Source organism: Paenibacillus woosongensis, assembly GCF_030122845.1.
GTDB lineage: Bacteria > Bacillota > Bacilli > Paenibacillales > Paenibacillaceae > Fontibacillus > Fontibacillus woosongensis_A.
In genome coordinates this window covers 4,067,389-4,084,815 of sequence record NZ_CP126084.1, presented here as the reverse complement: position 1 = coordinate 4,084,815, position 17,427 = coordinate 4,067,389, and the positions used below count along the sequence as shown (strand labels likewise).

At 49.2% G+C, this 17,427-nt stretch carries 15 protein-coding genes and 1 tRNA gene; 11 read left to right on the top strand and 5 right to left on the bottom strand.

The features are described 5' to 3' along the window. The first annotated feature begins 44 nt into the window (after nucleotides 1-44). The 4 genes from QNH46_RS18670 (at nucleotide 45) to QNH46_RS18655 (ending at nucleotide 5,701) form a co-directional block, all read left to right on the top strand. Complete coding sequence (locus QNH46_RS18670; protein ID WP_283928494.1) at nucleotides 45-1,376, top strand: ABC transporter substrate-binding protein; 1,332 nt, start codon at nucleotides 45-47, stop codon at nucleotides 1,374-1,376. Nucleotides 1,377-1,459: 83 nt separating this feature from the next. Then, on the top strand, nucleotides 1,460-2,398 hold the full coding sequence (locus tag QNH46_RS18665) for a carbohydrate ABC transporter permease (protein ID WP_283925570.1): 939 nt from the start codon (nucleotides 1,460-1,462) through the stop codon (nucleotides 2,396-2,398). After that, complete coding sequence (locus tag QNH46_RS18660) at nucleotides 2,398-3,237, top strand: carbohydrate ABC transporter permease (protein ID WP_283925569.1); 840 nt, start codon at nucleotides 2,398-2,400, stop codon at nucleotides 3,235-3,237. Before QNH46_RS18665 ends, QNH46_RS18660 begins: the two co-directional genes overlap by 1 nt. Nucleotides 3,238-3,268: 31 nt before the next feature. Next, on the top strand, nucleotides 3,269-5,701 hold the full coding sequence (locus tag QNH46_RS18655; RefSeq protein WP_283925568.1) for a hypothetical protein: 2,433 nt from the start codon (nucleotides 3,269-3,271) through the stop codon (nucleotides 5,699-5,701). A gap of 86 nt (nucleotides 5,702-5,787) precedes the next feature. Here the strand turns inward: QNH46_RS18655 and QNH46_RS18650 are convergent, their stop codons facing one another. Next, nucleotides 5,788-6,165 carry a PilZ domain-containing protein gene (locus QNH46_RS18650; RefSeq protein ID WP_283925567.1) on the bottom strand — a complete coding sequence of 126 codons (378 nt, stop codon included), beginning with the start codon at nucleotides 6,163-6,165 and terminating at the stop codon, nucleotides 5,788-5,790. A 138-nt stretch (nucleotides 6,166-6,303) separates the two neighbouring features. Here QNH46_RS18650 and QNH46_RS18645 point away from each other — a divergent pair, with 138 nt between their 5' ends. Beyond that, on the top strand, nucleotides 6,304-6,453 hold the full coding sequence (locus QNH46_RS18645; RefSeq protein WP_283925566.1) for a hypothetical protein: 150 nt from the start codon (nucleotides 6,304-6,306) through the stop codon (nucleotides 6,451-6,453). Here the strand turns inward: QNH46_RS18645 and QNH46_RS18640 are convergent. From QNH46_RS18640 to QNH46_RS18625, 4 genes are all read right to left on the bottom strand, one after another. Further along, the gene (locus QNH46_RS18640; RefSeq protein ID WP_283925565.1) at nucleotides 6,450-6,941 is read right to left on the bottom strand and encodes a glutathione peroxidase; all 492 of its coding nucleotides are present in this window, start codon (nucleotides 6,939-6,941) and stop codon (nucleotides 6,450-6,452) included. The genes QNH46_RS18645 and QNH46_RS18640 overlap by 4 nt on opposite strands. 5 nt (nucleotides 6,942-6,946) lie before the next feature. Next, nucleotides 6,947-7,528, bottom strand: coding sequence for a thioredoxin family protein (locus tag QNH46_RS18635; RefSeq protein ID WP_283925564.1), 582 nt, complete (start codon nucleotides 7,526-7,528; stop codon nucleotides 6,947-6,949). Nucleotides 7,529-7,769: 241 nt separating this feature from the next. Next, nucleotides 7,770-8,237: a hypothetical protein gene (locus QNH46_RS18630; protein WP_283925563.1), complete on the bottom strand. Its 468-nt coding sequence runs from the start codon at nucleotides 8,235-8,237 to the stop codon at nucleotides 7,770-7,772. A 310-nt stretch (nucleotides 8,238-8,547) separates the two neighbouring features. After that, nucleotides 8,548-8,621 (bottom strand) — tRNA-Arg (locus QNH46_RS18625). Between the two features lie 296 nt (nucleotides 8,622-8,917). On the opposite strand from QNH46_RS18625, the gene QNH46_RS18620 reads away from it, so the two are divergent. From QNH46_RS18620 to lonB, 6 genes are all read left to right on the top strand, one after another. Further along, entirely contained in the window at nucleotides 8,918-9,742 is an 825-nt protein-coding gene (locus QNH46_RS18620) for a hypothetical protein (protein WP_283928493.1), read from the top strand. Between the two features lie 201 nt (nucleotides 9,743-9,943). Beyond that, on the top strand, nucleotides 9,944-11,287 hold the full coding sequence (gene tig / locus QNH46_RS18615; RefSeq protein ID WP_213594469.1) for a trigger factor: 1,344 nt from the start codon (nucleotides 9,944-9,946) through the stop codon (nucleotides 11,285-11,287). 266 nt (nucleotides 11,288-11,553) lie between these two features. Continuing rightward, a complete protein-coding gene (gene clpP, locus QNH46_RS18610) occupies nucleotides 11,554-12,144 on the top strand; it encodes an ATP-dependent Clp endopeptidase proteolytic subunit ClpP (RefSeq protein WP_155611494.1) in 591 nt (196 codons plus the stop codon). Between the two features lie 12 nt (nucleotides 12,145-12,156). Next, entirely contained in the window at nucleotides 12,157-13,413 is a 1,257-nt protein-coding gene (gene clpX, locus QNH46_RS18605) for an ATP-dependent protease ATP-binding subunit ClpX (RefSeq protein WP_155611495.1), read from the top strand. Between the two features lie 120 nt (nucleotides 13,414-13,533). After that, nucleotides 13,534-14,658, top strand: coding sequence for a flavodoxin-dependent (E)-4-hydroxy-3-methylbut-2-enyl-diphosphate synthase (gene ispG / locus QNH46_RS18600; RefSeq protein ID WP_155611496.1), 1,125 nt, complete (start codon nucleotides 13,534-13,536; stop codon nucleotides 14,656-14,658). Nucleotides 14,659-15,603: 945 nt separating this feature from the next. Then, nucleotides 15,604-17,313: an ATP-dependent protease LonB gene (gene lonB / locus QNH46_RS18595; RefSeq protein ID WP_283925562.1), complete on the top strand. Its 1,710-nt coding sequence runs from the start codon at nucleotides 15,604-15,606 to the stop codon at nucleotides 17,311-17,313. The last annotated feature ends 114 nt before the right edge of the window (nucleotides 17,314-17,427 follow it).

Here is a 17,427-nt window from a genome sequence, read left to right as displayed (position 1 = left end):
TCACATATACATGTACCACACATTAGGGAGGGGTCAATGTGAAAATGAGCATGAGTAGAAGCAAGGACAACAGCAGGAACAAAAGATGGTTTATGCTATCTCTGGTAGCTGCGTTGTGTCTCAGTTTGCTGTCCGCTTGCGGCGGCAAAAGTGAAAGCGGTGCCAATTCGCCGGGGACAGCAGCTAATGGAGGCAATAAAGGTACTGAAGGAAATGAAGTGACGCTTCGTTTTATGACCTGGGACTCCGGACAGACGCTTCAGCCTTACCAGAATGCAATTAACGCTTTTATGGAAAAAAATCCTGGCATTAAAGTCAAAGTCGAATCCGTACCGGACAACTATGATCAGAAGCTGTTGACATCTCTTGCGTCAGATACCGCTCCTGATGTGTTCATGGCCTGGAACTATCCGCTGTACGTACCGGGCGGAGCGCTTGAAGATATGCAGGCCTGGGTAGATAAGGACAACTATGATCTCGGCAAATATTATCCGATCTTAATGGATTACATGAAATATGACGGCAAACTGTGGGGACTCCCGACAACGTACTCTACCCGTGCCATTTACTACAACAAGAAGCTGTTTGATGAAGCAGGCGTACCCTATCCGCAAGACGGATGGAAGTGGGATGAATTCGTCGATACCGTCCACAAGCTGACCAAGCCCGGACAATACGGATTCATTATGACGCCGGATGATGTGATGACAATGCAGCCATATGTTTGGAGCAACGGCGGGGACATGGTGAGCGAGGACGGGAAAACGGTGGAAGGCGTCTTGAACAGTGCGGAGAACGTGGAGACGATGACCTTCCTGAAACAACTGTACGATGCTTCCTCCAAAATCAACTCCGCAGGCAAATTCAGCACGAACAACGGTTTGGAATCGTTCCAGACAGGGCAAATCGCCATGTTCGACAACGGGATGTGGCCGCTTGGAGATATTCTGAAGGAAGGTAAGCTGGATATCGGAACTGTGACGCATCCTCTGCCGGAGGGCGGAAGTCTAAAAGGCATAATCCATACGTCCGGCTACTCGATGCCGAAGTCCGGCAAGAACAAAGAGGCGGCATGGGAATTGATCAAGTTCATGTCGGGTGAAGAAGGCATCAAAATCATCACAGCGAATAAGTTCGCATTCTCACCAGTGATTTCCGTGGACGAAGAAAATGGCTACGCCGCGGATCCATATCTGGAAGCCTTCGCCAAAGAATTAGAGGGCAGTGACAAGCTGATTGCGAGCATGCGGAACGAAAAATGGAGCGAGGCCGAGGATATGATTCGTGCCGGGGTACAGGCGATCTTCTATAACAATGCCGACATTCAGAGCACTTTGAATGATGCGGCCAAGCAGGCTCAAGCGGTTTTGAAATAAAGGGTTCAAGTACGGATTCACAGTAATGGAAGGATGGGAGGCTGAAAGGCTTCCCCTTCTCCTCAAATTGAGGTGATGACAACATGGCACAATCCAGCGCAGATCAGACTCTATTGAAACGTTCCTTCAGAAGGAAAAGGCTTCGTGAAAATGCGGCGGGTCTATTCTTTATCTCGCCGTGGCTCATCGGCTTTCTTCTGCTGATGTTCGGCCCGATGGTTTTCTCTTTGGGGATCAGCTTCACCGAATGGAATATGGTGGGCAGCCCGAAATTTATCGGCCTTGAAAATTACGTCCATATGTTCACGAGCGATCCTTTCTATTTTAAATCGATGATCGTCACATTTAAATACGTGTTCATTATGGTGCCCTTGCAGGTCGTGTTTGCGATACTTATCGCTGTCCTGCTCAACCGGGCCACCTACGGCATTAAATTTTTCAGATCGATTTTTTATTTGCCATCCCTCATTCAAGGGGTAACGCTGGCGCTAATTTTTAGCTGGATGCTGAACGACGATTTTGGGCCGGTCAATTACATGCTGGAGCTTGTCGGACTTCCACGAGTGCACTGGCTGACCGATCCAAACGTTGCTCTATACGCGCTCATATTCATTGCTCTATGGGGCGTCGGCTCCCCGATGGTGCTGTACCTGTCAGCGCTTCGTTCGGTATCCTCTGAATATTACGAAGCAGCAGACATTGATGGCGCAGGTCCCGTACGCAAATTTTTCAATATTACGATTCCGCTGATTACGCCGACGATTCTATTTAATATGTTGACGAGCCTGATCTCGGCTTTTCAAACGATTGTTCTTGCGTTCGTGCTGACAGGAGGCGGGCCGGCAAATTCAACGTACTTCTATTCTCTGCATGTGTATCGCAATGCGTTTACCCACTTCAAAATGGGCTACGCCTCGGCCATGGCCTGGGTGATGTTCATTCTGATCGTGCTGCTGACCGGCCTCGTTCTGGCTTCGTCCAAATATTGGGTTCATTATGAAGACGACGGAGGTGGACGTTAATGCATGCGCTAGAGAGTAAAAAACGTACCCAAACAGTCCTGGTTTTTGCTTTGACGGTACTCTGTGCAGCAGCATTCCTCTTTCCGATCGCCTGGATGCTGTCCACGGCGGTGAAAGCGCCGGAGGATATTTTTACAGCAAAGCCAGAGCTTATACCGACAAATTGGCAGCTGCATAACTTTGCCGATGCTTGGAACGCGCAGCCGTTTGGCCGCTTCCTTCTGAATACGCTGATTGTAGTGGGCGTATCGACTCCGTTTGCCATGCTGTCCGCTACGATGGTCGCCTTCGGATTTGCCCGGATCAATTTCTGGGGCAGGAATGCTCTGTTTCTTTTCGTGATCGGTACGATGGTAATTCCTTGGGACGTAACGGCGATTCCGTTATATATCCAGTACAACAAAATGGGACTCATTAACACGCTTTGGCCTATGATTTTGCCGGGGGCGTTTGGCTCCGCGTTTTTCATCTTCCTAGCCCGGCAGTTTATTATGGGAGTTCCGCGAGATCTGGACGAAGCGGCTGAAATTGACGGGTGCAACCGCTGGCAAATTTATTGGAGCATTATTCTGCCGTTATGCCGCCCGATCGTGGTCGTCATTGGCGTGTTCCATTTTGTCTGGTGCTGGAATGAATTTTTAACGCCGCTCATTTTTATCAATGACCAGAGCATGTACACGCTGCCGCTTGGAATCAATTTATTCAAAAATGCTTTTAATATTGAATACGAGAAACTGATGGCGGTATCCTGCTTATCGGTTCTGTTCCCGGCAACGCTGTTCTATTTTACGCAAAATCTTATTCTAGGGGGCATTTCGCTCAGCGGAGTCAAAAAATGATAAAGGTGACAAGACTGAGGGGTGGAGACATATGAACATACTGAATAGTCCAAAGTTTGAACTTGCCTTTACAGAGCGTGGAGCGGTAAAGTCTCTGAGGATGAAGGATGATCCTTACGCGATGAACTGGGTCATTGATCCCGATTATTTGGCCGAGGCGGGTTATGATGATGTTGATAAGCTGTTCGGGGAATGGACAGCGGTAGTGAACGGACGTACAATACGAAGCTTCGATCTGATCCCGGCGATTAGAAAGGTCAGTGAGCGCTGTGCTGAAGTCTCTTTCGATACAGGGGGGCTGACGATCACACTGACTTACCGGCTTGAAGAGGAGCGGATGATCTGGCAAATTGAAAGCTTCAATTCTACGGACAAGGAGCTGCGGGTCGATGGATTCCATCTCTGGTTCTCGTTAGCCTACGTGATGTTTCGCGATGATAACGTCGTACGCAACATCCGCCAATCCTGTGCGGTATTCGCACATATGGGAGGGGACTTCTCCAAGTTTGCAGCAATCCGGCGCAGTAATGAGGCACCCCATCTCGGTATTTATGGAAAAAAGGGGCGTTCCGCGGCGTTCGGTTCATTTTGCAGATATGAAAATCGCTTTCTGGAGCAGGTGTCGCCATCGCTTGACGGGCTGCTGTTCCATCGCTTATCGCTCGTCGAGAATGGCAGCTCGATGCCGGAATCGGCAGCAGTCGATTGGATTTACGGGGATGAGTATGATCCGCTGATTTTGGATGCCGGGCAGCGGGTGCTGTGGGAATATGCGTTCGCTGCTTGTGAAGATCAGGAGGATTTCTATCACCAGGCATTAGAGCACGGGCATCCCCGCTGGACGTATACTCCCGTGCTGACGTCAGGCGGGTTATTTCAAGCGGAACTGGAGCTTCCGAATGGGCAGCAGGTCAGGCAGGTTAGATTGCTTACTTCGTCATCACAAGGTATGGTCCAGGAGGAAGACATTACTTCCTTTTTCGCAGCGGATGGGCAGTGCCCTCAGCGATTCCAAGCCGCCTTGCAGCGAACGGAGCCAGGTGAGCATAAGCTTGAGCTGCTGCTGGAGGATGGGCGCAAGGATATCCTGGTGTGGAACGTGCTTGAACCGATCGACCGTATTTTGGAGAAGCGTGCGGAGTGGCTCTGCCGCAACAACTACGACGCAGAGGGGACGATGGGAAGAGCGCATGCATTTTTACCGCTATCGAATCAGGGGGAATCGCTGGGGAAGCTTACTTTTCTGCTTATGAAAAATAGTCTGACGACCCCCGTTCGGGAGCAAGTGGAAAAAGCGGAAGCATCCGCAGTGCTCGATATGAAGCGTCATTGGTTTGAACACGGCAACTTTACTAAGCCACGTGCTTTATATGGAAGCTTCTATCGCATATTTGATTTGGATTATATCGCCCATGTGTTTTACTTGCTCTCTCGCATGGAGGCTTCGCTGCTAAAATTGAATACACCCCATACTTATTTAGAATGGGCGGCGGAAGTGCTTGCTGTCCGGTTGAATCCGGACTGTCACCAAGGTCAGAGGGAGAAGGATGAAACAGGTTTAAGCGGCGTGTTTATATTGTATATCGACGACTTGCTCAAAGATTTATCGGAGACTGGGATGCTGGTGTGGCACCAGCGCTTGACCCGGCTGTGGCAGGAGTTTGGGATAAGGCTGGAACGTAACGAGGAGCCGTTTGCCGGTGCAATTACAGAGCATTTCTATGATAATGCCGGCTTCGGGCCGACATGCGAGACGCTGCTCTCGGTCGGACTGCGGGATGAAGCGGAGAAATACGGTCAGTTGATCCTGGCTAATATCGGCTTCAGCAATGATTATCGGGCGCAAAATCCGGATCGCTGGTGGGAAGCCTTGTCGTACATGATCCATTCCTTATGGGGAGGTCTGGTAGCGGCTTCTTCCCGGGTAGCTTACGAGCATCTTGGAAATCCGCAGTATTTGGAGGCCGCCTATCGCGCGGCGATGGCAGTCTTCAACTGCTATGATTGGAACGTCACATCTACGCCGCGCCGCTTGCAGCCCGGAGAAGCGGCTTCGACCTACAGCGTGGCTGCCCCGAACCTGAACATGCCGTCCCTGTCGCGCGATCGTTTCGGGCAATCCGTGTTCCGGAACGCGAGCGATCCGTTATTTGCTTCCTTGTTCGCTAATGCGACAGGGGACGATTGGGATATGGGAGAAGAGCTTGTGGCCTACTTGCTCGGATTCGGCACGACGACTTATTTATATCGCGATGCAAAGGGACAGCTGCGTTGTGTCAACGGGTATATTACGGAGGACGGGGATAGCTGGATCATAACCAGCTATGCAGCTTATCCGATGAGATATGTTGTCCAGGAAGAAGGGCTGGTGCTTGAGGCGAGCAAAGGCGAAGTGCTGAGGCAGGCTCGGTTCTGGGAAGGAAAGCTGTCGGCGCTGGAAGCCGTGCGTAAAGGTGAACGATAAACGGATTTGATGGCCACAGAGAACAGTAACCGCAATCGCAGATCGATTCAGATTTGCAGTTGCGGTTACTTTTTAATATGTATGTATTACAGTACTACGATTCGCCGAGAGGCGGCCAGGGACCGCAGCTCAATATTAAGGCTTTCCTTCATGTCTTCGGTCAAATTTAGCGCAAGGCCATAATGGAATACGGCGTTCTCATGCTCTTTCTGCCAGCGAATGCTGCCCGGAAATTTATGTAGATCCTCATTGAGTCGCACATGAACTGTAGCTTCAATCTGATGGGTGGATGCTCTAAGATCCAGCTTGGTCTGGATTCGGCATCCTGACTTGCTAATATTGATCAGCTCAATTTCTGCTAATTTACTGTGAACAGGAACAGCGTTAATTTCCCTGATTTCAATCCAACAGGGCAAGGGTGTGATCATTGAGTAACGGAAGGGATCCGTTCTTCGTGTTGTCATAGTTACGTCCTCCGCAAATAGGAATATAATCCGGTAATCCAGGATATTTCAGGTAAATGATATTATAATATATTATATCGGGTTTAGTTAATTATTTGATGAGCTTCAAAAGCTCGATTAAATAATAGATTTGCAGTCATGGATATTTCAAAAGAAGAAGGGACTCAGGGGTTGTATGGAGGGGAAGGCCTCAAAGAGGGAGCGGCAATGACGGAAGCAAAAATAAAGGCTGTTCATAGAGCGTTGGGCTCTTTGAACAACCTCAGTTTAGTGTTCCCGGGCGGTTAATCAGCATGGATCAACGCTTGCCGGATATCAGACTCTAGAGCTGAAGGCTCCGTACGCGCGCTGTACTGCTTAATAATGTTTCCGTTCCGGTCAACAAGAAATTTGACGAAATTCCATTCAATGTCCCCTGTCCGGTAAGGAGCCGGGACGTGGCTGACAAGATATTTATACAACGGGTGGGCGTTTTCGCCTTTGACATCGATTTTGGCGAAGAGAGGGAAGGTAACCCGGTAATTCAAATCGCAGAAACTTTTGATTTCCGCTTCCGTACCTGGCTCTTGCCCGGCAAACTGATTGCAGGGAAAGCCGAGAACGACCAATCCTTGTTCGCCATACGTATCATATAAATGCTGCAATCCCTGATATTGCGGTGTTAATCCGCAAGCGCTGGCCGTATTAACGATTAGCAGCACCTTATCTTTGAATTGCTCAAGCGTGACAGTTTCTCCCGCGATGGTCTGAACTTCAAATTGATATAATTGTGACATTAACGTTATACCAAATCACAGGCTTCCGCTGGCATCCAGTGGGCGTCCTGTCCTTCCCATTTGACATTGCAGCCGATCGGATTCGTTAACGGCACGCTGACCGGCTGGCCTGAGGTAAGCTCCGTCAGAGCCCTTTCCAGATCATTGGTGGTCATTTTTGAAGTTTCGCGAGGGTTGTCCACTCCACGGCCTGTATAAACAAGGCGGCGCTGTTTGTCAAATACAAAGAAATGAGGTGTGCGCAGCGCACCGTAAGCTCTGGCTGCGTCTTGGTCCATATCCCGGAGGTAAACCCAAGGGAAGCGGTGCTCTTCCATTCTAAGAATCATATGCTCAAAAGAATCATCGGGATGCGTGTTTTCACTATTTGCGTTAATGCCGACAAAGGCCACGCCTTTGTCTTTAAATTTCTCCGCCGTTTGGCGAGTGACTTCGTCGGAACCGACCACGTAAGGGCAGTGATTGCAAGTGAAGAAAACTACGAGATAATCGGCCCAAGCGAAGCTGTCCAATGAATACAACGCCCCATCTGTCGCCTTAAGTTCAAAATCGGGAGCCTGCGCTCCAAGCTGTAACGTAAAACTCATGTAATACGGACCTCCTCATCAATAGTTTGATAGATTGCGTTTCAACATGAGCAGAATTTGGTAGACAGCCAGACGTCTTTATTGTACTTCATTTTGCTTGAGATGCCTAATTGAAAAACAAATGAAAAGCGAGTTCTTCGACATATCAAATGCAGATATTTGTCGAAAAAACTCGCTCGGTTATGTACTCGAAACTATAAAAAAAGAACCTCTTAAATATGCCCTCTTGATGAATTAATTGCTACTGAAGCAGTAAGTGAAGGGTGCTTGCCAGGAACATTAACAGGCCGGTTGCGACCAGGTCGATCAGCAGAGTTACAATAAATTTCACGATCAAATTGGTAGGCAGCCGGAACACGCTCATATTGGCTGCCGCAGCAAGTATGCCGATCAGGGCGCCGATCGCTCCCCCGATAAAAATAAATACCAACGGCAGGAAACACCAAACCTTAGCTGCGACAGGAAGCGGCTTAGCAACCTGAATGAGCGAGCCGTCAATAATGATATTGGGGACGTCGATTCCGAATAAATCCTTTTTCCACACAGCCTCTACTTCCTGCCCGTCATCCCGGCGCAGCATCATCGGCTGCCTCTTCTTGGCGATAACCAGCTGGTTATTCACCATAAGCTTGGCATTGCCGCCAATGCCTGAAGTCACGACTTCCAGGGTTTGATTGGCAAAGCCCGTGGGGGTAATAATGTAACGCATAATTTTCCTCCTTCATTAAATGAAAAATTACATCTTTATTTATATCGGAGGAATGGGATATTTTTCATAGGGATTGTATGGGATAAATGCAAATTTTGCGGTATTTTAGCGGATTGTGTTGTAAAATATTTATTTTTAAAACTCTCCGAAGGAGAGTTTTGACTTGCGTCCCAGAAGGGATACTCGCGCTCCAAGCGCGAGACTCCATTCGTCCAGCCGTTTCGCGCGGCGAACTCACTCCGACGAACCCTCAAGGGGTTCTCATCCTCTGGGAAACGTAAAAAACTCTCCTAATGGAGAGTTTTGACTACGTCCCAGAAGGGATTCGAACCCCTGACCGACGGCTTAGAAGGCCGTTGCTCTATCCAGCTGAGCTACTGGGACATAAAAAATATTAAAAGTAAAAACGCAAGCAAAAAATATTTTAACACACGAAATGCTTTGAATCAATAGGTAAATCAATAAAAATATTCCTTCATTAATAGTATTCACAATCCGCCCCTAAATAAAGTCTTGAATACAAGTATTTTTATCTCGAATACGTCTATGCTATAATCTCAATTAATTGCAAATACGGAATAAAGGAGGTTGCGCATATCAGCAATTCTCGACCCGATGAAAAAGACAACATCGTTTTATTTCCCAAAACGTTGGATTATTATCAAATCGAGCTGACGCGGATGCTGGAAACGGAACGATACCGTGAGGCCGCGGAGCTCTTGCAATTTTTGCTGCAATGCCAGGGGCAGGATCCCCGCCATTACGAGGAATGGCAGGCTCTGCTTGATTGGCTGAACAGCGCTTTTCCAAGCTTTGACCAAGGCGAGATGCCCGAAGAGGACGATTATGCCGAAGAAGATATGGCCAGGCAGCATGCTGAAGCCAAGCTGGCGGAGGATCATCTTTACGTCGAGAAGCTTCTTCATGCCGTAACCGAGAAGCCTTTATCGGAGCAGACCTTCCTTGCGCTGGAGCAGCTGGTGTACCTGGATAGGCCAGAAGTGGACGAGGTGCTGATCCGCTGGATTGAGGGCACGGAATTGCATCCGCTGCTGCAATTCCGCGTGTTTCAAACTTTGCAGCGCCGGGGCACGCAGGGAACGCTGATCTTGAAGCGCGGCGGCGAGCCGGTCGAAATCGATATCGAAGCTGTTCCCTTGAAGCCGGAACAATTTCCGGCGCCGATACAAGCAGTGTTGGAACGGGTAGGGAACGAGACGCAGGTGCATGATCCGACGCTGTTTTATTTTGCCCAGGAGCTCTGGTCGCAGTTTATAATGGCGATCTACGGGACGAAGAAATACTACTCGATCCTGAGCGAGGAGGATGCGATTATCGATATTTGGGCGGCCGCTCTGCATCTTATGGTCTCGGACAGTCTTCCCGGCGGGAAAAGCGATGAGGAATTGAGGACGCTTTATGGTATAACGGATGATCTCCGGTTAAAGTTTGAGCAGGCCTGCCGTATGATGCGGCAGTTCGTGGCAGCGGGCGTGGGGGGGTAATCGAGACACGGGGTAGCCGATGGTCTCCAAGAACCCTCTCGTTCTGCTCTTGTAAAAACATGTATTGTTGTTTATAATATAGTGGTTATTCTGAACGTGGAATAGAGACAGCTATACTGGAACCATGGTAGCTGCTTTATCGCGATTCGGTTTCAGTATTTCAATATAGTAATATGTGAAATTTGGAGGGGAAGGCATAAAATGAAAGCAACTTGGGAAAAAATAGAGAAGAACCTCGGTGTTCTTGAGGTTGAAGTTGAAGCAGAACGTGTAGCTGCTGCACTAGATAAAGCGTTTCAAAAAGTGGTAAAGAAAGCAAACGTACCTGGATTCCGCAAAGGTAAAGTACCACGGCCGATCTTTGAAGCGCGTTTCGGCGTTGAATCCCTTTATCAAGACGCGATCGATATCTTGCTTCCTGAGGTGTACACTGAAGCGGTTGAACAAACGGATATTTTCCCGGTGGACCGTCCTGAAGTGGACGTAGAGCAATTTGCTAAAGGACAACCATTTAAGTTCAAAGCGAAAGTAACTGTTAAACCGGAAGTTACGCTTGGCAACTATAAAGGCCTCGAAGTGCCTGTAGAGCCGGTAGAAGTAACTGAAGAAGAAATCAACCAAGAGCTTGAGCGTTTGCAGCAGCGTCATGCTGAACTCGTTGTTATCGATGAAGAAGCAGCCCAAAACGGCGACACTGTTGTCATCGATTTCGACGGTTCCGTAGACGGCGTTCCGTTTGAAGGCGGCAAAGCTGAGCGTTATTCGCTGGAGCTTGGCAGCGGCACATTTATTCCAGGTTTCGAAGAGCAAGTTGTCGGCTTGGCGACGGGAGATTTCAAAGATGTAACTGTGACTTTCCCTGAGACATACCATGCCGAGGATCTGGCTGGCAAAGAAGCCGTTTTTAAAGTAAAAGTACATGAAATTAAACGCAAACAACTGCCTGAGCTGGATGACGAATTCGCGAAAGATGTCAGCGAGTTCGATACGCTTGCTGAATATAAGGAAGATCTGAAGAAAGAACTTCTTTCCCGCAAAGAGAAAGACAGCAAAGCAGCGCGCGAAGGAATCGTCGTTGAGAAAGCCAGTGAGAACGCTGAAGTTGAAATTCCTCAGTCGATGGTTCAAAGCGAAGTTCAAAACATGGTGCGCGATTTCGACAACCGTCTGCGCTCCCAAGGCATGAACCTGGAAATGTTCCTGAGCTTCTCCGGCCAAAGCATCGAAGATCTGCAGGAGCAAATGAAAGCTGATGCCGAGAAACGCGTTCGCAACAACCTCGTTCTGGAGCAAATCGCGAAGGAAGAAAATATCGTAGCTACCGAAGAAGAAGTCAATAAAGAGCTTAACGATATGGCTGAAGCGTACAAGCGTACTCCAGAGGAGATCCGCAACATTCTTGCGGCTAACGGTTCGCTGGGCACCTTGAATGAGGATGTAACTCTTCGCAAAACGATCGAATTCTTGCTGGAGAACAGCAAAGAGGTTCCAGCCGAGAAGAAAGAAGAAGCTAAAGAGGAATCCACAGAAGCAGCAGCTGAATAATAAGCCGGGAGCTTAACCCGCTTTAAGCCGCTGGATCTTCAGGATAGAACATTGGACAATGTTAAGGCACGTATATAAGATGCGTGCCTTAATTTTTAACTTTTTTGAAATACATATATTGGAATTACCTTGCAGGACAAGTCTTTGGTTATATAATACGTTCAGAAAGTCATACACTGTATCGAATGAAAAATGACATGCGCCTTTGAACGTGATAGAATATTTCTGTAAGCGTAAGAATTTGAAAAGGAAAAGAGGTTGGTCGCATGAGTCTGGTACCTATGGTCGTAGAACAAACAAGCCGGGGAGAACGGTCTTACGATATTTACTCGAGACTTTTAAAGGATCGAATTATTTTTCTCAGCAACGCGATTGACGATGATGTTGCCAATCTCGTAATAGCCCAGCTGTTGTTCTTGGCAGCGGAAGATCCTGAGAAGGATATCCATCTGTACATCAATTCCCCTGGTGGTTCGGTTACAGCCGGGATGGGTATATATGATACGATGCAATATATCAAACCAGACGTTTCTACAATTTGCGTAGGAATGGCTGCCAGCATGGGTTCGCTCCTGCTTACAGCGGGTGCCCCGGGCAAACGATTTGCACTTCCGAACAGTGAAGTGATGATTCACCAGCCGCTTGGTGGAGTACGCGGTCAAGCCGCGGATATCAAAATCCATGCTGAATGGATCATCAAGACGAGAGAGAAGCTGAATCAGATCTACGTGGATCGGACGGGTCAACCCCTTGAAAAAATCGAACGCGATACAGACCGCGACTTCTTCATGAGCGCGGAAGAGGCTATGGCCTATGGGATCATCGACCAGGTCATTAGTAAGCCGATTAAACCATAAAGGGGTGTTTACATGTTTAAGTTCAACGATGAAAAAGGACAATTAAAATGCTCGTTCTGCGGCAAATCGCAGGAACAGGTCCGCAAGCTTGTTGCCGGACCGGGCGTTTATATATGTGACGAGTGCATCGAATTGTGCACGGAGATTGTAGAAGAGGAACTCGGACACGAAGAGGAACTCGATCTGAAAGAAATTCCGAAGCCGAAGGAAATTCGCGACATCCTGGATCAGTACGTCATTGGCCAGGAACAGGCGAAGAAATCGCTGTCTGTTGCGGTATATAACCACTACAAGCGCGTTAATATCCAAGGCAAGGTTGACGACGTCGAATTGCAGAAGAGCAATATTTTGCTGCTCGGTCCTACGGGTTCCGGTAAAACATTGCTTGCGCAGACGATGGCGAGAATTTTGAACGTACCGTTTGCGATTGCGGATGCGACTTCCCTAACAGAAGCAGGGTATGTCGGCGAAGACGTCGAGAACATTTTGCTGAAGCTGATTCAGGCGGCAGATTATGACGTGGAGAAGGCGGAACGCGGCATCATTTACATCGATGAAATCGATAAAGTGGCCCGCAAATCCGAGAATCCTTCCATTACCCGCGACGTATCGGGTGAAGGCGTACAGCAGGCCCTCCTCAAAATCCTGGAAGGCACTGTAGCGTCTGTGCCTCCGCAAGGCGGACGCAAGCATCCACATCAGGAATTTATCCAAATCGATACGACGAATATTTTGTTTATTTGCGGCGGTGCGTTTGACGGCCTGGAGCAAATCATCAAACGTCGGATCGGCAAGAAAGTGATCGGCTTTAACGCGGTGAGCGAAGGACAGAAGGACCTTAAACCGGGCGAATATCTTTCCATGGTGCTTCCAGAGGACTTGCTGAAGTTCGGTCTCATCCCTGAGTTCGTCGGCCGTCTGCCGGTGATTTCGACGCTGGAGCCGCTTGACGAGAAGACGCTTGTACGTATTCTGTCCGAGCCGAAGAATGCTCTGGTGAAGCAGTATCAGAAGCTGCTTGAGCTTGACAACGTGAACCTGACTTTCGAAACAAAGGCACTTGAAGCGATTGCCCAGGAGGCGATTAAGCGGAACACGGGCGCGCGCGGACTCCGTGCGATCATCGAAGGCATCATGCTGGATCTGATGTATGAAGTGCCTTCGCGTGAGGACATCACGGACTGCGTCATTACGGAGAAAGTCGTTCAAGACAAGACGGTGCCCGAGCTTGAGCCTAAGAAGAACAAGAAGCAAGAAGAGAGCGCATAAGGCTTAGCGGCCGAATACGCCACAAAATAGATGTCGGGTTCTCCACCTTTGCAAGGGCGCGTGGTAAGTGACGTGCTTGCTTGCGGGGGTGGAGCTTTGACGTTATGGGAGAGACCTGAAATGACATTCTTGAGACAAGATACCCGGCCGGTCAAAGTCGGCAATCTGACGATCGGCGGCAGTAACGAAGTAATCATTCAGAGCATGTGTACGACCAAGACGGCAGATGTCGCCGCTACGGTGGCGGAAATTCACCGGCTGGAGGAAGCAGGCTGCCAATTGGTTCGCGTGACCGTGAATAATGAAGAGGCTGCAGCGGCGATCAAGGAAATCAAGAAGCAGATTCATATACCGCTTGTGGCAGATATTCATTTCAATTATAAGCTGGCCTTGCTTGCGATTGAGAATGGCATCGACAAGGTGCGCATCAATCCGGGGAACATCGGCCGCCGGGAAAAAGTTGAAGCCGTCGTTAAAGCCTGCAAGGAGAAAGGCATCCCGATCCGTATTGGAGTCAATGCAGGTTCTCTTGAAAACCATCTGCTCGAAAAATACGGCTATCCTACGCCAGAGGCGATGGTGGAGAGCGCATTGTTCCATATTGGGATTTTGGAGGAACTGGATTTCCACGATATTATCGTGTCGCTCAAAGCATCCGATGTTCCGATGGCTATTGCCGCGTACTCTAAAGCGGCGGAGGTCATTCCGTATCCGCTGCATCTTGGCATTACCGAAGCCGGTACGCTGTTCTCGGGAACCGTCAAAAGTGCGGCAGGCATCGGGGCACTGCTTTCCATGGGCATTGGCTCCACGCTGCGGATTTCATTAAGCGCCGATCCGGTGGAGGAAGTCAAGGTTGCTCGTGAGCTGCTGAAGACCTTCGGATTAATTTCGAACGCGGCCACATTGGTGTCCTGCCCGACCTGCGGCCGCTTGGACATTGATTTGTTTGCAATCGCGAATGAAGTGGAAGAATATATCGCCAATCTGAAAGTGCCGATCAAGGTTTCCGTGCTCGGCTGCGCCGTAAACGGGCCGGGCGAAGCCCGCGAAGCTGATATCGGCATCGCCGGAGCGCGCGGTGAAGGCCTGTTGTTCCGTTACGGAGAAATGATCCGCAAGGTGCCGGAGGCCGAATTAGTATCGGAGTTAAAGAAAGAAATCGACCACATCGTCGAGGTCTATGAAGCAACCGGGGAAATCCCGGGGCGCAAAGAGCACCGGGCCGCCAGTGCTCAAGCATAAGCGATGAGCATGAAGCACGTTTAAGCATAGGGATTATATTACGTAAGCAGCGGGAATAACGCATATGTGCGGTGTGAACCGTGAAATAATGAAACCGCAAGCTGTACGCAGGTGCAGTTTGCGGTTTTTGTTTTTCATTTTTGGGCGAATTAACAGTTGTGTCGGTACGGTGTCAAGATTGCGATAGCTCACTAAGGCATGAGTGGGTGACAGTTGAGGTGTTATGTCAGTCGATTGACGAAGATTGACGAGTTAGAGATACATTGTCAGCTGATATGCTATATCGTAATTGGTGGGTTTATCGTTTGTTGTAACCTGTATTGTTTGTTAGCAGCCTATATTCTTTGCTGGTATACTACATCGTTTGTTGGTGTGCTTATCCTTTTTTTGGTACTCTGTATAGTTTGGTTTGAGTCCCCCAAGTTACGCAAAATCCCCGGGTTACCTTGCTTTCTATAGTCGATTGGAATACTAAATGCACTATATACAACTAGTTTCCCTCATTTTATAGAAGTTACCTATACTAAATGTAAAACATGCAGTTAATTCGCCTGAATTGGACTGAAATGCCGTAATAGCCCTAAAATAAATGCAGGTTCTGCAGTTAGTTGCCTTCGACTTAGCTAAAAGCGTTGAACTAACTGTAGGAAATACATTTAGTAACCTTTACCATTAACCGTTTCTTTTCTATAGTATCTCCACGATCCACGTTCAGTCTTCTTCCACTCATATTTCCTTGTGACTAATAAAAACCAGTTTGTTTACATTCCCAATGGGCCGTATCTGCAAACCGACTAAAAAATTCCTTAAGCAGACCTGAATTCTATAGGAAATAACGTCAATCGACGGTTTTCTTAATGACATTTTAGCTTTTATTTGCGTTTTATGATGAGTGAATAGGGCAATACTACCATGTATCAGTAAAAGTGTGGGAGGCTCTGTATAATGGAACTGAATGTAGTTTTGATGTCTGTTCAAATGTTTTTCGCCGTGGTGATTGGCCTTTATTTCTGGAATCAGCTTCGCAGCCAGAGGGGGAACCGGACTGCGGTGGACAAGGAGTCGCGCAAGGAAATGGAGAAGCTGCGCAAATTGCGGGCGGTATCGCTGACGAAGCCGCTTGCTGAGCGTACGCGTCCGGCGACTATGAATGACATCGTTGGCCAGAAGGATGGGCTTCGGGCTTTGAAGGCTGCATTATGCAGCGCCAATCCCCAGCATGTCATTATTTATGGCCCGCCAGGCGTCGGCAAGACGGCAGCGGCCAGAGTGGTGATGGAGGAAGCGAAGAAAAACCCGATATCGCCCTTTAAGTCAGACGCCAAGTTTGTTGAAATGGATGCGACGATTGCCAGATTCGATGAAAGGGGCATTGCCGATCCGCTCATCGGGTCGGTTCATGATCCGATTTACCAAGGCGCTGGCGCCATGGGGGTGGCGGGAATTCCGCAGCCGAAACCGGGAGCGGTGACGAAGGCGCACGGCGGTATTCTTTTTATCGATGAAATTGGTGAGCTTCACTCCATTCAAATGAATAAAATGTTAAAGGTGCTGGAAGACCGCAAGGTCTATCTGGAAAGCGCCTATTACAATTCTGAGGATTCGGGGACTCCAGCGTATATCCATGACATTTTTCAAAATGGATTGCCAGCCGACTTCCGCTTGGTTGGGGCAACGACACGTTCTGCGCATGAAATCCCTCCAGCCCTTCGTTCACGCTGCATGGAAATTTATTTTCGCCCGCTGCTGCCGGACGAGATCGCCCAAATCGCCGAGGACGCGGTTAAAAGAATCGGCTTTCAGCCCTGCCCCGAGGCGATCGAGGTCATCAAGAAATTCGCGACGAACGGTCGGGAAGCAGTGAACATGGTTCAGCTTGCCGCAGGGCTGGCTCTAACCGAGCAGCGCGATCATTTGCTCGCATCGGATTTGGAATGGGTGGCTACGAGCAGCCAGCTGGCGCCGCGTCCTGATCGCAAAATCAATGAACAATCGGAAATCGGCGTTGTCAACGGTCTTGCGGTATACGGTCCTAACATGGGCACGCTGCTGGAAATTGAAGCGACGGCTGTCCCCGCCCAGAAAGGGAAAGGCTTATACACGATCACCGGCGTAGTCGATGAAGAAGAAATCGGTGGCGGCAACCGAACGCTGCGGCGCAAGAGCATGGCGAAAGGCTCGGTGGAAAATGTACTGACCGTGCTGAAGAGCATCGGCCTTCATCCGGCGAATTATGACCTGCATATCAATTTTCCTGGGGGAACGCCGATCGACGGCCCTTCCGCAGGGCTCGCAATCGCAACGGCGATTGCTTCCGCAATCAAGCGGGTGCCTGTGGACAACCGGATCGCGATGACCGGTGAACTGGGCATTCACGGCAAAGTGAAGCCCGTGGGCGGAGTCGTCGCCAAGGTTGAGGCGGCTTTTCAGGCAGGGGCGACGACCGTGCTCATCCCAAAGGACAATTGGCAGACACTGTTTGAAGGCTTGCAGGGGCTCAAAGTGATCCCGGTGGAATCGGTATCCGAGGTGTTCCGCCATGTGTTCGGCCCTGAAGCCGAGAAGAACTTTGACCTGTCCTTGGGAAGCGACTCTTTCGTACCGGCTCCAGCCCCGTTTTTGCATGCCGAGTCTCCGCAGAGCGGAACACTGTAAGGCTGTACAAATGGAATCTGAAGGGATTTGACGAAGCAATCCCCCAGGGCTTTTCAATGGGGCGGCTGCATGGAGCAGTCGCTCTTCGTTGGTGTTTTCAAGAAACATTTGCTA

What these genes read in the sequence shown, in the direction of transcription:
- QNH46_RS18670 (WP_283928494.1), top strand. Translation starts at nt 45, where the DNA reads ATGAGCATGAGTAGAAGCAAGGACAACAGCAGGAACAAAAGATGGTTT.
- QNH46_RS18665 (WP_283925570.1), top strand. Translation starts at nt 1,460, where the DNA reads ATGGCACAATCCAGCGCAGATCAGACTCTATTGAAACGTTCCTTCAGA.
- QNH46_RS18660 (WP_283925569.1), top strand. Translation starts at nt 2,398, where the DNA reads ATGCATGCGCTAGAGAGTAAAAAACGTACCCAAACAGTCCTGGTTTTT.
- QNH46_RS18655 (WP_283925568.1), top strand. Translation starts at nt 3,269, where the DNA reads ATGAACATACTGAATAGTCCAAAGTTTGAACTTGCCTTTACAGAGCGT.
- QNH46_RS18650 (WP_283925567.1), bottom strand. Translation starts at nt 6,165, where the DNA reads ATGACAACACGAAGAACGGATCCCTTCCGTTACTCAATGATCACACCC.
- QNH46_RS18645 (WP_283925566.1), top strand. Translation starts at nt 6,304, where the DNA reads ATGGATATTTCAAAAGAAGAAGGGACTCAGGGGTTGTATGGAGGGGAA.
- QNH46_RS18640 (WP_283925565.1), bottom strand. Translation starts at nt 6,941, where the DNA reads ATGTCACAATTATATCAATTTGAAGTTCAGACCATCGCGGGAGAAACT.
- QNH46_RS18635 (WP_283925564.1), bottom strand. Translation starts at nt 7,528, where the DNA reads ATGAGTTTTACGTTACAGCTTGGAGCGCAGGCTCCCGATTTTGAACTT.
- QNH46_RS18630 (WP_283925563.1), bottom strand. Translation starts at nt 8,237, where the DNA reads ATGCGTTACATTATTACCCCCACGGGCTTTGCCAATCAAACCCTGGAA.
- QNH46_RS18620 (WP_283928493.1), top strand. Translation starts at nt 8,918, where the DNA reads ATGCTGGAAACGGAACGATACCGTGAGGCCGCGGAGCTCTTGCAATTT.
- tig (WP_213594469.1), top strand. Translation starts at nt 9,944, where the DNA reads ATGAAAGCAACTTGGGAAAAAATAGAGAAGAACCTCGGTGTTCTTGAG.
- clpP (WP_155611494.1), top strand. Translation starts at nt 11,554, where the DNA reads ATGAGTCTGGTACCTATGGTCGTAGAACAAACAAGCCGGGGAGAACGG.
- clpX (WP_155611495.1), top strand. Translation starts at nt 12,157, where the DNA reads ATGTTTAAGTTCAACGATGAAAAAGGACAATTAAAATGCTCGTTCTGC.
- ispG (WP_155611496.1), top strand. Translation starts at nt 13,534, where the DNA reads ATGACATTCTTGAGACAAGATACCCGGCCGGTCAAAGTCGGCAATCTG.
- lonB (WP_283925562.1), top strand. Translation starts at nt 15,604, where the DNA reads ATGGAACTGAATGTAGTTTTGATGTCTGTTCAAATGTTTTTCGCCGTG.